Here is a 14,510-nt window from a genome sequence, read left to right on the forward strand (position 1 = left end):
CTTATTTGCCCTGTCCGTACTTGAATTTTTTATTGATGGTAACAGGCAATTTTCCTTTAGGAGTATTTTGTCCCAATATCGTTTTGGCAGCAGCTTTCTGCATAAAAGCATCATTTTGATAAGCTAGCAAAATTGTCTTCGCTTTCTTGGATGCTTCTACGCCATCTAATGCATATACATTTGTAAATAGGGTCAAGATGGATTTTTTTGCAAATTTCTTCATCAGGTCCTGCACATTTTCATTCAATTGCATTGTAGGACGTGGACGTAGTCGTGTATCGTGTACAGCGATGATGTATTGCTTGTTTTTCTTGATTTCTTTCACAAGACGTTTCATATCATCTTTGCTCAAGCTGTCTGGCACAAAATATTGTGTTTCGTTGGTCAATCCCGCCGCCAGTTCGTTCTGGAATGTTTGATTGACAGCAACACCGACATTGATAATCGCTGTAGGCTGATCCTTTTTAAAGGATTTTAATTTTTCGGAGCTGTTGAGGGCTGTAATAGCAGCATTGGATAACTCATCAATCAGCTGAACTGCAGACGCTCTATGTAAATCGGCATACAGATTCTGCTGCGGGGTTGCCTGGTATTTGTCTAGGCCTAACCATAGTTTAGCAGCCAATACTTTTTTCACGCGTGCATCAATATCTGTCTGTGAAATCCGACCTTCTTCGATTGCTTTCAGAATAAGGTCAATCGCGCGTTTACTATTTTCGGATACCTCAAGGAGGTCATGTCCGGCAATGATTGCCTGAACATCGGCTTCACCATTCGGGAAGAATTTTTTGACGCCTTTCATGTCCATCGCGTCAGTCACTGTTAAGCCTTTAAAGCCAAGCTCATTTCGCAATAGGTCTGTAACGACCTTTTTAGAAATAGAAGACGGCATATTGGGAGTATCATCCAAGACAGGGATATTCATATGCGCAACCATAACCGCTGGTGCACCGGCTTTAATAAGTTCTTTGAAAGGGTACATTTCCAGTGTATCCAATCGGGTTTTATCAAAAGGGAGTTGAGGCAGGTCATAGTGTGAATCTACATCTGTATCGCCATGTCCCGGAAAGTGTTTAATGGAAGCCAAGATACCACCATCCACCATACCGTCCATATAAGCTTTTGCTTTTTTGGTGACATTATATTTATTGTCGCCAAAAGAACGAATACCGATGACCGGATTTTTCGGGTTATTATTGATATCCACATCTGGTGCAAAATTGAAATGCATACCGATACGATGAAAATCTAGCGCAACCTCACGTCCCATGCGATAGATCAATTGATTGTCCTGCACAGCACCGAGTGTCATCTGATAAGGGAATGATAACGTAGAATCCGGCATACGCATACCAAGCCCCCATTCTCCATCAAAGGTTACCATTAACGGCACTTTAGATAAAGACTGATAACGATTGAACATGTCCACATGACGTACGGGACCGCCTTGGAAAACCACCAGACCACCCAGATGTTCATCTTGAACAACCTGCGCGACCGAATCAATATATTTCTGACCAAGATTAGTATGCGCCCTTACAAGGAACAACTGCGCAACTTTTTCCTTTGGAGTCAAGGTATTAAATACGGCATCTACCCAATCATGCTGGGAATTGATGTATTTTACAAAATCTTTCTTGTCCTGTGCCTTCGCAAATGATAGCGCACTGGCCAATGCCAATAGGCCCAGACTGAATTTTTTGAACATAAATTAGTTTGTATAATGTCTTAAATAGAATACTAATAACGTTATTATTTTGGATAATATGAAATTGTTTTTGCAACAATTTTATTGAAACACGCGACAAGACGCAATTTAAGCGCAACAGCGAGCAATATAATGATTTAAGAAGTGAGAAGTGGTGCCGGATGTACCCGTTGTCTATCGTTGATTTTGTCGAGAACCGGTTTAGGGATGAAGTATCTGCAGTAAGCTTGAACAGCCAGAATCTAAATACAAAAACTCAATACAATAGACTAAATCAAATTATACTTTTTCTCCAGAAACAGGGTCAATTCCATGACATGCTCCAATTCGCCAATAGCTTCCTTTTTCCAAAATGAATCAATGATCAAGAGGAGAAACTGCGTTTCCAATTCAGGATTTTCATAACCCAGTTCCTCAAAAGCACGATGGATAATCGGCTGCACTGGTTTCATAAACTGCTCATGTTGTTGTTTGGAAAAGGGATGATGTGACAGTCGTTCCTGCAATTTCCAGAATATCGGTTCAGCACTGACCAACTTATTGGGAAGATTGATCATGGTACGTAAGAAGTCTTTGGGTTCACGATAGGTCATCATCCCACGGTGATGGGTCAGGACCTTGCGATATCCGGATTTGATCAAATAGACCAAGAGTGCATCTTTGTTTCCAAAATGTTTGAATATCAAAGCCTCAGAAACGCCAGCGTTCTGCGCTATTGTTTTGGTAGACGTATTGGTATAGCCCTGGTCTGAAAAAAGCAGTAATGCTTCTTTCATAATACGCTCTTTTCTACTCAAAACACTTTCTTTCATATACTATGCCGTTCAGTTGATTTCTAATTCTACTGCAAATATATCTAATCTTTCCGTTCAGTTAGGATTATTGTAACTAAAATGATAGTAATTCGTATCAAATAGTCGCATAAATTTGACAAATAAAAAAATAGAACCAACAACAGCGCCTAAAACCACGCAGACATCATCAACCAATGAAAATCAAGACCTGGACAATCGTTATCCTCTCGCTTAGTTTAATGCTGTTAAAGATGAATGCTTTTGCCCAGCAATATATCTCAGGGAAGCTCATGGACAGCAACGGTTCAAAACCAATTTCGGGAGCCAGTATTACGATCATTGCCTTAAAAGACTCCAGTAAACTGCAAACACCAACGGATATCTTGGGCAAGTTTACCAGTGTCGCACTTCCCAATGGTGATTATCTGATTTCGGTACAGCCAATGGGCTATACGGCAGATATTCGGAAGATCAAATTAGTAGGTAAAACCGCCGAGATCAACTTTAAGCTCAACAGCTCGGAGATCGTGCTGGACGAAATCAGCATCTCACCGACGAGCGTACAGGTACGGGGCGATACGTTAGAATTTGATGCCAAAAAATATGTTACACCTGATTTTGCAGATGCTGACGAACTGGTCAAACAGATCCCAGGTGTAGAAATTGACGAAGATGGTAATGTAAAGGCGCAGGGGGAAGCCGTAAGTAAGATTATCATTGATGGTCGTGAGTTTTTTAGCACTGATCCAAAAGTGGCCCTTAAAAACTTACCCGCGGATGTCATTTCCAAAGTGCAGCTTATTGATGACAAAACCGAACAAGCGAAATTCAGTGGATTTGATGATGGCAAGCGCATGAAAGTGATTAATATTGTCACCAAACCGGATAAAAGGAAATCATATTTTGGCAAAATCAGTGGCGGAGCTGGTCCGGATGAGAAGTATGCGATCAATACGCAGGTTACCAAAATGAATCCAAAGCGTCAATATTCCATAGATATCAATACCAATAACGTCAATCAGCCCAATGGTTTTGCGCCACGAGGCAACATACGTGGGCGTACAGGACAGGGCGTCACAACACGTTTCAATGCTGGATTTAACTATCTCGACCGTTTTTTTGCGGACCGGATGGATTTCAACGCCAATTACACCTACAACTATACCGACAATAATACCATCAGCCAAAACAAAACGGAATACACTGCAGGCAATAGAGCCAACCAGATCAACAATCAACAGCAATCTGGCAGCACCTACACAAATAATCACGCCTTCTCCCTGCGGGCGAACTGGAAAATAGATTCTATTCAAAAGCTGGACATACAGCCCAATTTCTCCTACCAGAGCAATAATAGGCATAGCAGCTCGCTGGGCAGTACCTTATTAAACCTGAGCGAAATGCTCAACCAATCCGACAGGAACAACAGTAGTTTTGGCGAAAATTTCAACTGGGGTGGGGATCTGACTTATATGCGCAGGCTAAACAAACCGGGACGAACTATTAGCGTCAATTTTAATGGTTCTTTCAGCACGAACAAGGGGGATGCTGCGAACTATGCCTTGAATACCTATTATAGAAATGGGGAGTTTAGTCGAATTGACACCGCAAACAATCGTAATTACTCAAATGGTGACAATAATGGCTTTCGCTCAAAAATTGCCTATACGGAGATGCTGAATAAATACTCGCGTCTGCAAGGTAATTACACCTTCCGAAATACGGTGCGCTACTCTGACCGTAAAACGTATGAATTCCTGGCGGAAACCGAACAATTGGGGGAGTTGAAAAACCGCCTTTCGAATGAATTTCGCAATGACTTCGTTTACCATAGTGCTGGGGTATCCTATTTATTCAATAAAAAAGATAGCATACGGTTTCAAATTGGATTGGATTACCAGACCGCCAATCAGACAAATGACAAGCTATTTCCGAACAAATTAAAAACAAAGAGCCATTTCAATAGCCTGCTGCCAAACTTGAATTTCCAGTATAATTTCAACAAGGAAACACGTATTGAGTTGCGCTATAATGCCAAAACGAATACACCTGCCATTGAGCAGCTACAGGATTTTATCGATAATCAGAACCCACTACGCATTACTTCGGGCAACCCGAACCTAAAACAGGAATATGATCATAACCTGGTCATGCAGTTTAGGTCTATCAATAAGGCTTCTGGCCGGAGCTTTACATCAGACTTTACAGCCGATTTTATTCAGAACAAGATTTCAAACACGATCTTTACAACTGATTCGGCATTTACCATTGAGAATGATGTCATACTGGGACCAGGAGGCCAATATATCAAACCGGAAAATTTTGACGGGGTCTACAATTTAAAGTGGCATAATAGTCTCGGTTATCGCATCGAACCTTTAAAACTCAATGTCAACCTGAATAATAATCTATATTTCAATCAGAACTTTACCTTGTTGAATCTAGAGAAAGTTAATGCAAAGACATACGGTATAAATCAACGCGTCGGTGTGAACACAGCCTTCAGCAAGGAGCTGATCATCGGATTGGATTATAATGGGAATTTATCGTATTCAAAAAATTCGGCAACTGAAAAATCCAATTATTCTGTTTATAAACATACCATCAGCAATTCCATCGCATTGACGTTATTACACAGCTGGACGTTAAATTCGACTTTCAATTACCTGTACAACGGAAGTATTCTTAACGCGCCCAGTACGACAAGTTTATTATGGAATGTTTCCGTCGGCAAGAAGCTGTTCAAAAAGAGAAATGCAGAGATCAATTTAACGGTTTTTGATATTTTTAATGACAATAAAAACATCAATCAACAGGTCAATGACCTTTGGGTACGCGTATCCCAATCCAATGCAATTACCCGATATGCAATCTTAAGTTTCACCTATCATATACGGGGTATGGGCGGGAAGGCTAATCGAATGCGAAAAGAATAAAAAATCTCCACGTGGAACGCTGTTATCAATCCACTGTAAGCATATATCCGACCCCCCGTATATTGGTAATTTTGACCCTTGGGTCCTGACTTAAATACTTTCGAATACGACTAATAAATACATCTAGGCTTCGTCCTGTAAAGTACTTATCATGGCTCCAATAAGCACGCATGATCTCTTCTCTAGGGATTACCTTGTCCTTCTGTTCGTAGAGTTTACGGAGGAGCTCACTTTCACGAAAAGACAACTTGAGCATTTCCTCCTGATAAATCAGCTGGTGCTTCAAACTGTCCAGTGTATAATCACCGATCATCAGTTTCTGTCCAAACAGCATCTTGGGACTATTCTTTAACAAGGACTCTATCCTTACGACCAATTCTTCGATTTTAAACGGTTTTTTGACATAGTCATCTCCCCCGAGACGAAATCCCCGGACCACATCTTCTGTCTGCACTTTAGCTGTTAAGAAGATAATGGGAAGCAAGGTATCCATCTCACGGATTTTTGCCGCCAAGGTAAACCCATCCATGACAGGCATCATCACATCTACGACCATAATATCCGGTTTCGCTATGCTAAAAGATTCCAAGGCCTCCTCTCCATTGTTACAGTGTACAACCTGAAAGCCATTGGCCTCCAAACTATCTGCAACAATCATCGCCAGACTCGGTTCGTCTTCTACGTATAAAATATTAATCATAATTCCTGTTGTTCAATAATAATGTTTTTCTATACTAACGTTATGTTGAAGGTCGCTTTCTTTAGGTTAATATGGTAACCTGATCATAAAAATACTCCCTTTTTCCAGCTCACTCTCTACACTGATCTTGCCCTCATGGCGTTTTACAACCTGCTTGACATAAGCAAGCCCCAGTCCAAAACCTTTCACATCATGTAGATTGCCCGAAGGTACCCTAAAAAACATATCGAAGATCTGCTGATGGTATTCTGCTGCAATACCTTTGCCATTATCCGTAATATGGATCTGAACATGTTCCTTAGCCCCTTTTATTTCAACTTTAATCTTAACATGCGGTCCAGCATATTTAATGGCATTCTCCAATAGATTATTGATAACATTTTTCAGATGGGACTCATCTCCTTTGATCTGGATCGATCTAGGATCAGCAAAGAGCTCCACCTCGACTATTTTTGTTTTATTGAGCTGAGCCACTTCAATCGCACTTGCCACCATCGCGACAATATCAAAATCCGACCGTTGCAATACAATTCCCCGAGAGGCGTCAATATCCATCTGCAAGACTTTTTCAATCATGCCGGAGAGGTGTTCAAGTTCCTTTTTTGAAATATCAAGGTAACGGTCCATCTTTACCTTATCTTCCCGCACCCCGTATAATTGTATGGCTTCAATCGCTGCCATCACGGTGGATACTGGAGTTTTCAGTTCATGGGTCATATTGTCAACAAAGTTCTTTCGAAGCTCGGCCATTTTATTCTGGTTAAAAATGGTTTTCATCAGATAAAAGAAGGTTCCTAACAAAAGCCCAATCAACAGTAGCGAAATCAGTAATTGCCAGCTCAAGCTGTACAGCAGATATTTCCAATCCTCCTGAAATTTGACAACGAGGAATTCATTCTTTAGGGGATTGACCATCATCGGTCTGGTCCAGGCCAGGTTCTTTTCCCGATATTCGCGACGTACATCTTTCACCTGTTCACGTGGAATGGTTACGATACTTAGTTCATAGGGTACGGAAATGCTTTTATTGCTCAGTGATTCCTTGAATTTATTGTCGATCTGGTCTAGATTCGTTTTGTTCATTTCAAAATCACGGAACAAAAAGGGTGGAATAATGGCATTCTGATGATCACGATCTTTGGAATACATTTTACCTTTTCGATCAGGATCGCCACGAAAAGCATGTTCTTTGCGCGGCTGGCGGGCGCGTACCCTTTGCAAAGCCTGATCAAGCTCCGTCTCCGGTACCGCAGGTAGAAGTTCTTTTTTCACGTCATTGAGAAGCTGATCTCTTTCGGTCTCAGGCCCATCCAATCGTTGATCACCATTTTCTGCCTGGTATACCTCCTGCACCGCATTAAAGAGCGACCGCTCAGCCGTAGACAGAAAAAGATCCCGCCGATTGGTATAACTTCCGTAAAGCCAGATGCCCAGCACAATGGTGATTCCTGTGCCTATTAAAACGATCAAGCTGATCAGCAATTTAAATCTTCTACCCATAATGAAAACAAATTTAAATTACTAGATTTGCAATCGCTGTGGTAATTAACCATATTTAACAAAATATAACACTGATTAACAGTAAGCATTGATTACTTTTGCACTATTCAAAAATTAATATGATCAAAAACTTTAAGAGACGTAGTATACAATTTTTACTTCCACTTTTTACGTTGGCAGCTTTTGTCGGTTGTAATAAAGACATTTCACTTTCTTTGGATAGCTCAAGAGATGAAACGATTGGCGTAGTACCAATTGATACTGTTTCCGTGAAAGTTTCCACTTACCAATTGGATCCTCTTCCAACTTCAAATACGGGGACGATTCTTGTAGGAAAAAATAGCAATGCTGTCACTGGTAGTGTCAAATCAACTTCTTATATGCGTTTGGGAATTGGTACAATAAACAGTACCGCCATTCCAGATGATGCGGTATTGGATTCTGTGTCTTTGGTTCTAAGTCCGAACAAATACTATGCTGGTGATACAACCAAAGTTCAGAAAATCGCTGTTCATCGTGTTACGGAAGATATCACCCTGACACCAATTGATCCAACACAGCCAACGACCGCACGACCATTTTATGTGACTGCAGCCAGTATATTCAGCAATAAAAAATTTGCTTATGAAAACACGCCATTAGCAGAGCTTTCCTTTAACCCACGTGTCAAATCAACAGATTCATTGTTCTTTAAATTCAATAGTACCATTAGCAATGAACTTTTTAGATTGATCAAAGATGGCGATATCAGGATTCAAAATAACACTAGTTTTCAAGAATATTTCAAAGGGTTAGCGCTTGTTCCAGATAATAACAATACAGCGCTTATCGGCTTTAAAGATACCGTTTTCCTTCAGGTACATTATTCTTTTGAAAACAATGAAGGAAACAAGACAAAAGGCAAACAGTTTTTTGCTATCGACAGCAAAGCATACCAATATAACCAAATTGAGACAGATCGTTCTGCGACAAAATTTGCATCTATGACGCTATCAAATCCGCAGATTGATGTTGAAAAAACCGACGGAAATACATTCTTGGAAGGTTCAAGTGGTGTTGTAGCGAAAATTGAGTTCCCTACGTTATTATCATTGGTCAATGATCCAACAATTTCAATAAATAAGGTGGAACTTGTCATTGAAGCAGAAAACAACCCGCTGGAAGGCTATGAGCAACCAAGTAATTTGGTCCTTATGGTCGCAAATAGCGAAGGGACGCCTGTTAGTGCCTTAGCATCATTAGAGACTGCAAACGCCATGCAAGTGGCCCGATTGATTAAAATTGGAGACGCAAATGGTAAATACACCTTTAATTTGATTGATTATTTAAATAAAATTAAAACAACAGCATATAAAAACACTTCATTATATCTATCTTTACCCCCATTGCCAGTACCAGTTGGAACTGTAGGTGGGACTTCAGTAGCAATACCTCCACAGCTATCAAGTACAGCGAATCGGTTGATATTGGCAAAAGATGGTAATGATCCAAGAATTAAATTAAACATCCTTTATACTAAATTTCAATAATTTATGAACAAGAAAAATTGGCTACTCGTATTGTCAGCTTTTGTAGTTACAGTTACATCATTCTCTTCTTGTAAAAAAAGCGACGACAACACTGAAGATAAATCTACTGAGTGGTTTCAAAAAGCAGCTTACAAAGGTCCACAAACTTCCTCTGCAGCAAGTTTTGTAATAAAGAACATCGCTTATGTAACTACAGGTCAATCAAACAATGCAGGTAGCAAGCCTGTTAACCTAAAAAACACCTATGCTTATGATCCAGCATCTAACACTTGGAGCGAAAAAGATCCATTAGCTGATAATAACGTAGAAAGTAGTGGCCGTCGTGGCGCAATTGCTTTTGCTATCGGAGATTTTGGCTATGTAGGTGGCGGTAATGATGGCGCAAACTTCTTGAAAGATTTCTATAAATTTGACCCTTCAGCAGACAAAGGAAAACAATGGACTAAAGTTGCTGATTTACCTATCGTATTAGCAAATGCTGTTGCATTTACTATCGGAGGAAAAGCCTATGTGGGTACAGGAGAAACAACGATTGCAAATGGTACTTCCTTTACCAATCAATTTTTCAAATATGACCCAGATTTAAATAAATGGGAAGCGATTCCTGATGCTCCATTTACAGCTAAGAGAAAAGGTGCTTTTGTATTTGTATCGGGTAATGCTGCATATGTTGGCGGCGGAGTTTCCAATGGTGGTTACCCAGCAGATTTTTACAAATTTGATGGTAGCAAATGGACACAATTAGCAGATCTAAACAGAAACGATGGCACATATAGTTATGATATGACTCGTTCTAATGCTGCTGCTTTCGTTATCGGCAATAGTGGTTTCTTAGTTGGTGGATTAAAAGGAACTGCAACAAGTTCAGTTGTGAAATATAATATCAGCAGCGACTATTGGACAAGTGACAATACAGCCCTTGGTGGTGGTGCAAGACAAGATGCTGTTGCTTACACAATCGGATCAACTGGTTATGTTGCGACAGGCCTAAATGGTACAACTCGTTTTGATGATAACTGGAGCTTTGTTCCTGTTTATTAATAACAAAATATAAATCAATAGAAAAGGGATGGAACATATGTTTCATCCCTTTTTTTATAGTGTCTGTTTTCTATTGGTCAGAAAGAACCTTCAGTTGATTTTCATGGCTATTGATGCTTATAAGAGCATGAAGGTTTTATTGATTCGCGTTTTTTCATCAAGGTATCAATAAGCTCACAGCCCTAGGTTTATTGGCCAAAAAGAACGTTCAGTTGATTCTAATAGCTGTTGGCGCTTGTTAAAGCATATAGGTTTTACGACAAGATCTATCATTATTGGCTTATGTCTGATCTCTTGAGTTGTAGGAGCCAAGATGTAAAGTGGTCCCTGCGATATAGATTGGCGGCTACTTTTTTATGTTTGAAGGATCCATGCGTCAAGGTCCCGCGATGAATTGATACGAGTTTATGTTTCTCAGAAGGTCTGTCAATGCATTCGTTTTGTGTGGACCAAATCGCCTCACATGAACGATCAATACCCTTTACTTGATATTGGCACTGTTAGACTCACCGTAAAAAGAAAAGCGATATCCAGGGACATCGCTTTTCTTTATATGTATTTCGCTTAATACGTTACTTTTCTATTGCTTTGATTTCATACAGTGTGTTCCACAACTTGCCAGTTACGAACAAGCGTTTATTGGCCTGATCATAGGCGATTCCATTCAGCTCATTATCATAAGCTGAAGTATGCTCATAGATTCCGACCAGATTAATCTTCCCCTCTACAGCACCTGTCTCTGGGTTGATAATTGCGAGAACATCCTTTTGATAGACATTCGCGTAAACTTTTCCATCAATATACTCCAATTCATTCAGTTGATCTACGGGACCGTTCTCATCATATACACCAATTGAGCCCAACTCTTTACCAGTAACTGCATCTAGGAAGAACAATTTATTGGAACCATCTGACTTGATTAAACGCTTCCCATCGTAGGTAATGCCCCAGCCCTCTTTACTATTTTCGTATTTAAATGAGCTCTCTTTTGTAAATGAATTTTTATCAAAAACGTATCCCTCACCTTGCTGCCAGGTTAGCATAAACAGTTTATTACCGACTAACGTCATCCCTTCAGCAAAAGTTTTCTCATCGAATTTGATTTCTTTCAGGACTTTTCCAGTTGTCAGATCTACCTTTCTAAGGTTAGACTCACCATATCGTCCATTTGATTCATACAATACACCATCGGCAAACTGAAGACCTTGGGTAAATGCTGTGGTATCATGAGGATACTTGTTGACAACCTGGAATCCATAGTTCTTTGCACTTGCAGGAACCACATAGAATGTGCTGGAGACTGAATCTGACTTTCCACCGCTATAGACTGTGGCAGAAATATTGCGTGAACCATAGGCCATATCTTTGGTCTCTACGGTAATTGCTACAGTATCCGTAGAAGAACCCACATGTTTGTCATCCACAAAGTAAGCGACAGAATCCATGGTAATTGCGTCAAATTTCAATTTTAGTTGCACTTGACTGCCCTTTAAAACGGCTTGGTTTGCACCAGGCGACGCAAATTCCAAAGCGGATTTTTTCGATTTACAGGAAGCAAAAGCAAGTGTTGCTATCGCAATAAAATACGTGATTTTTTTCATCTAAATAATCTATTTTTAAAGCTGATGAAACGATCGCATTGTTATAAAACAGTATGTTTAATAAATCATGATCGTTTCATTTTTATAATATAAAAGTCTGATTCAAAACCAGAAACTTGGTAAACTGATGGCTTATACGCCCAAGATCTCTTATTTCAAATCGGATAGCTCAATACTATTCTCAACTATCCCAAAATGCATCTTTAATATAAGTAAGTTTTGAATGTGTGCTATTCGTTACAGCTACCACATCGAATCTCACTTCACCACTATATGCATGTTTTAATATATAGGCTTGTGCTGCCCGAATCAGTCGCCGTTGTTTGCGCACATCCACAAATTCATAAGGCTCACCAAAATCTGTCGTCGACCGTGTTTTCACCTCCACGAATACCAGGGTATCCCCATCCATGACGATCAAATCTACTTCTAAATTCTTAAATCGCCAATTTCTTAACACTATTTTATAGCCCATCTCGATCAGGTATTCCATGGCTAACTGTTCGCCCTGTAATCCTATTTCAAGATGTTTCGCCATATTATCCGAATTACTTTACAATCGTATTTCCCAAAAATCCCCCCAAAAGACGCTCCGCTTCTTTGAGTTTTTGATACTTAAAGATAAGCACTTCCAGATTAGCAACATCCTGTTCTTGCTTCATTTCCTCACGAATATGATGCATTTCCGCCCCGATCTTTTGCTTTTTTATCCGATAGATAGCCTCTACAACCAATTGCTTGAGATGTTCATACTCCTGAGTCACATAGATCTTGCGTTTATCATCATTCCAATTTTCACTGAGCGAATATTTCGTCGCCACACAATTGATCGCCAGCTCGGAAACTGCGGCATCAGCATTGGAATAAAATAATTTTGCATCGGGGATTTCATAATTTTCAGCAGCATCCCGATAAGCTTTCAGAATAAATGCGGCGGCCTTATCTTTAAATTCGATATCGCCAATATTACCCAATAAGACACCTGCAACCGGAATATCGCCATCCCCTTCCCAGGTCGCCAGGTAATCACCATAGTTGATCAGGATACGGACGATCTCACGCTCTTGCAGGATCTCAGCAGTAAGCTGTGTAGGCTGTTCTGTTGCTTCCATGGCCGGCACTTCTCCACGCTCATCGTCTGTCATAAAGAAATCAGGCGGCGGGCCATCCATTCCAAACGGCGGCATTCCCGTGTTTGCGGGAGTATTTTGGGCCTTGCGAGAGGCATCCTTATCGGCTTTTTTTGCCTTATTCAGCCTTATTTTGTTGAGCTCGGCAAGCAAAATACGCTCCTCAATATCCAATAAACTGCTACATTCCCGAATAAAAACAGAAACTTTAATCTCATCCGGGATCAAAGCGATACTTTCAACAACATCGCGTATTACTTCGGCCCTTTTGATCGGATCGTTGTTGGCATCGCGAAGTAAAATATTAGTCTTATAGAAGATAAAATCCTGCTGATGGGATTTCACATAATCCTTAAAGGCTGTGGCTCCGTATGTTTGCACATAGGAATCGGGGTCATTCCCATCCGGGAAGAGCAGTACCTTTACATTCAGGCCTTCCTCCAGCAACATATCAGTACCACGCAATGAAGCTTTTATACCAGCTTCATCCCCATCATAGAGTATGGTTACATTTTTGGTAAATCTGGAAATCAATTTAATCTGACCTGTGGTCAAGGAGGTTCCCGAGGAAGAAACCACATTTTCAACACCAGCCTGATGTACAGATAGAACATCTGCATAGCCCTCGACGAGATAGCAGTTGTCCTCTTCCATGATTGCCTTTTTGGCAAAATTCAATCCATAGAGTACATCTGACTTATGATAGATCTCACTTTCGGGTGAGTTCACATATTTGGCGACCTTCTTATCCGTTTTTAGCGTACGTCCACCAAAACCGATAATACGTCCGGTTAAATTATGGATTGGGAACATGACACGTCCCCTAAAGCGATCATAGAGCGATTTATCGTCACGTTCAATAGCAAGACCACTTGCAGCCAGGTAATCCGGATGGAAGCCTGCTTCCTGTGCCTTATCCACCAGTGCCGTCCACTCTTCGGGTGAATAACCCAGTTCGAATTTCTTGATGATATCCTCACGGTATCCCCGCTCTTTGAAATAGTTGAGTCCGATGACCTGCCCCATTTCACTTTTCCAGAGCTGTTCTACGAAAAATTTACCGGCCCAGGCACTCAAGACATACAGACTTTCTCTTTTATCCTGCGCAGCCAGCTGTGCTGGAGACCGTTCAACTTCTTCAATCTCAATGGAATATTTATCAGCCAGATAACGAATCGCTTCGGGATAGGAGAACTTTTCCAGTTCCATCACAAATTTGAGGGAATCCCCGCCGACACCACAGCCAAAACATTTATAGATACCTTTTGAGACAGAAACGTGGAATGATGGTGTTTTTTCGTGGTGAAATGGACAGTTTCCGATCAACGAGGTACCACGTTTCTTTAAATCAACGAAGTCACCTACCACCTCCTCTATCCGTGCCGTTTCCAGTACTTTGTCAATAACTTCTTGCTTTATCAAAATCGTGCTCCTATTTTTAATGTAAAATTAGTATAAATCTGATAGATTTTAGTCCCGATTCAATTATTTATACCGACCCTTTGCTGTCTAATCAAACTGCCTGAAAAGAGATTTACCCCCCAGCTAATCCACCCACCTCAGCTCTTATA

At 40.5% G+C, this 14,510-nt stretch carries 10 protein-coding genes; 3 read left to right on the forward strand and 7 right to left on the reverse strand.

Annotated elements, in window-relative coordinates; translation table 11 throughout:
* Position 1 precedes the first annotated feature (1 nt).
* Complete coding sequence (locus tag AC07UV_RS18550) at positions 2 to 1,708, reverse strand: glycoside hydrolase family 3 protein (protein ID WP_495184825.1); 1,707 nt, start codon at positions 1,706 to 1,708, stop codon at positions 2 to 4.
* Between the two features lie 269 nt (positions 1,709 to 1,977).
* A complete protein-coding gene (locus AC07UV_RS18555; RefSeq protein WP_223581494.1) occupies positions 1,978 to 2,520 on the reverse strand; it encodes a TetR/AcrR family transcriptional regulator in 543 nt (180 codons plus the stop codon).
* A 176-nt stretch (positions 2,521 to 2,696) separates the two neighbouring features.
* On the opposite strand from AC07UV_RS18555, the gene AC07UV_RS18560 reads away from it, so the two are divergent.
* Positions 2,697 to 5,438, forward strand: a complete 2,742-nt coding sequence (locus tag AC07UV_RS18560) for a TonB-dependent receptor (RefSeq protein WP_495184826.1) — start codon at positions 2,697 to 2,699, stop codon at positions 5,436 to 5,438.
* A 25-nt stretch (positions 5,439 to 5,463) separates the two neighbouring features.
* Here AC07UV_RS18560 and AC07UV_RS18565 read toward each other — a convergent pair whose 3' ends face one another.
* Together AC07UV_RS18565 and AC07UV_RS18570 are read right to left on the reverse strand one after the other, a co-directional pair.
* A complete protein-coding gene (locus tag AC07UV_RS18565) occupies positions 5,464 to 6,138 on the reverse strand; it encodes a response regulator transcription factor (protein ID WP_495184827.1) in 675 nt (224 codons plus the stop codon).
* 66 nt (positions 6,139 to 6,204) lie between these two features.
* On the reverse strand, positions 6,205 to 7,638 hold the full coding sequence (locus tag AC07UV_RS18570; protein WP_495184828.1) for a sensor histidine kinase: 1,434 nt from the start codon (positions 7,636 to 7,638) through the stop codon (positions 6,205 to 6,207).
* A gap of 119 nt (positions 7,639 to 7,757) precedes the next feature.
* Between AC07UV_RS18570 and AC07UV_RS18575 the strand changes: the two genes are divergently transcribed.
* Together AC07UV_RS18575 and AC07UV_RS18580 are read left to right on the forward strand one after the other, a co-directional pair.
* Complete coding sequence (locus tag AC07UV_RS18575; protein ID WP_282251755.1) at positions 7,758 to 9,167, forward strand: DUF4270 family protein; 1,410 nt, start codon at positions 7,758 to 7,760, stop codon at positions 9,165 to 9,167.
* Positions 9,168 to 9,170: 3 nt separating this feature from the next.
* Complete coding sequence (locus AC07UV_RS18580; RefSeq protein ID WP_282251753.1) at positions 9,171 to 10,208, forward strand: Kelch repeat-containing protein; 1,038 nt, start codon at positions 9,171 to 9,173, stop codon at positions 10,206 to 10,208.
* Positions 10,209 to 10,780: 572 nt separating this feature from the next.
* On the opposite strand, the gene AC07UV_RS18585 is transcribed toward AC07UV_RS18580, so the two are convergent.
* The 3 genes from AC07UV_RS18585 to dnaG form a co-directional block, all read right to left on the reverse strand.
* The gene (locus tag AC07UV_RS18585; protein WP_495184829.1) at positions 10,781 to 11,809 is read right to left on the reverse strand and encodes a glutaminyl-peptide cyclotransferase; all 1,029 of its coding nucleotides are present in this window, start codon (positions 11,807 to 11,809) and stop codon (positions 10,781 to 10,783) included.
* A 181-nt stretch (positions 11,810 to 11,990) separates the two neighbouring features.
* Positions 11,991 to 12,347: a YraN family protein gene (locus tag AC07UV_RS18590; protein WP_495184830.1), complete on the reverse strand. Its 357-nt coding sequence runs from the start codon at positions 12,345 to 12,347 to the stop codon at positions 11,991 to 11,993.
* 10 nt (positions 12,348 to 12,357) lie between these two features.
* Positions 12,358 to 14,361 carry a DNA primase gene (dnaG, locus tag AC07UV_RS18595; protein WP_495184831.1) on the reverse strand — a complete coding sequence of 668 codons (2,004 nt, stop codon included), beginning with the start codon at positions 14,359 to 14,361 and terminating at the stop codon, positions 12,358 to 12,360.
* Positions 14,362 to 14,510 lie beyond the last annotated feature (149 nt).

The sequence above is a fragment of the Sphingobacterium sp. GW821-FHT03E03 genome (assembly GCF_059420745.1).

What these genes read in the sequence shown, in the direction of transcription:
- AC07UV_RS18550 (WP_495184825.1), bottom strand. Translation starts at nt 1,708, where the DNA reads ATGTTCAAAAAATTCAGTCTGGGCCTATTGGCATTGGCCAGTGCGCTA.
- AC07UV_RS18555 (WP_223581494.1), bottom strand. Translation starts at nt 2,520, where the DNA reads ATGAAAGAAAGTGTTTTGAGTAGAAAAGAGCGTATTATGAAAGAAGCA.
- AC07UV_RS18560 (WP_495184826.1), top strand. Translation starts at nt 2,697, where the DNA reads ATGAAAATCAAGACCTGGACAATCGTTATCCTCTCGCTTAGTTTAATG.
- AC07UV_RS18565 (WP_495184827.1), bottom strand. Translation starts at nt 6,138, where the DNA reads ATGATTAATATTTTATACGTAGAAGACGAACCGAGTCTGGCGATGATT.
- AC07UV_RS18570 (WP_495184828.1), bottom strand. Translation starts at nt 7,638, where the DNA reads ATGGGTAGAAGATTTAAATTGCTGATCAGCTTGATCGTTTTAATAGGC.
- AC07UV_RS18575 (WP_282251755.1), top strand. Translation starts at nt 7,758, where the DNA reads ATGATCAAAAACTTTAAGAGACGTAGTATACAATTTTTACTTCCACTT.
- AC07UV_RS18580 (WP_282251753.1), top strand. Translation starts at nt 9,171, where the DNA reads ATGAACAAGAAAAATTGGCTACTCGTATTGTCAGCTTTTGTAGTTACA.
- AC07UV_RS18585 (WP_495184829.1), bottom strand. Translation starts at nt 11,809, where the DNA reads ATGAAAAAAATCACGTATTTTATTGCGATAGCAACACTTGCTTTTGCT.
- AC07UV_RS18590 (WP_495184830.1), bottom strand. Translation starts at nt 12,347, where the DNA reads ATGGCGAAACATCTTGAAATAGGATTACAGGGCGAACAGTTAGCCATG.